General features: G+C 66.8%; 1 protein-coding gene and 1 pseudogene. Both read right to left on the bottom strand.

Annotation, left to right across the window (positions count from 1 at the left end; genetic code table 11):
• Positions 1–261: glycosyltransferase (locus tag BVI061214_RS00215; protein WP_156303163.1), on the bottom strand; the 261-nt coding region annotated here is incomplete at its 3' end.
• 19 nt (positions 262–280) lie between these two features.
• Positions 281–642: pseudogene (locus BVI061214_RS13335) on the bottom strand (lipid-A-disaccharide synthase-related protein); the annotation flags it as partial.

Genomic DNA, 642 nt, shown 5'->3' with positions numbered 1-642 from the left:
GTGGACGATCTCAAAGTCCGTGGGCAGGTAGCGGGCCGAGGGCAGGGCGATCTGCTGCCCCTCGTAAAAGGGGTAGGCCACCGAGGGCACCCGCACCACGCCCTCCTCGTTCTCTGGCGCCTCCGGGTGGGCGGGGGCCAGGACCCAGGCCTCGTGCCCCATGCGCCTGAGCTCCCGCAGGAGGAGGTAGACGCTGGTGGTGACCCCGTTGGGGTTGGGGAAGTACACATCGGTGAAGAGGCCTACGCGGTAGAGGCGCATACGGTTCTCCCCATCCAGACTACTGGGACGCTTCCTCCAGCTCCTTGCGGATGTGTTCCCTGGTGCCCTGGATGCCTCCGGGTGGCCCTATTCGGGCCTTTCCAGCCTCGCTGGAGCGCTGGTAAAGCTCCGGAGCCTGAAGAAGGATTAGCCCCTGGCCAGCTACGCGGTAGGGATCGGCTTCCACCAAGTGCAACGCCTCCCCCAAAAGGCGCTTCTGTCTGCGGGCGAAGGCCCTGGTGTACTGGGGGCCTGGGGTGGGGAAGGCCACGATGGGAATGCCAAGGCCCGCTGCCTGCTCGGTTGCCGTGCCGGCCGTGGCGAAGGCCAGCTTGGCCCGATGGAGTATGGCTGAAAAGGCTCGGCGGAGGACCCAGACGG

The organism is Thermus aquaticus, assembly GCF_001280255.1.
Lineage (GTDB): Bacteria > Deinococcota > Deinococci > Deinococcales > Thermaceae > Thermus > Thermus aquaticus.
Note: the sequence above shows the minus strand (reverse complement) of the source record. Positions and strands in the feature narration are given on the sequence as shown.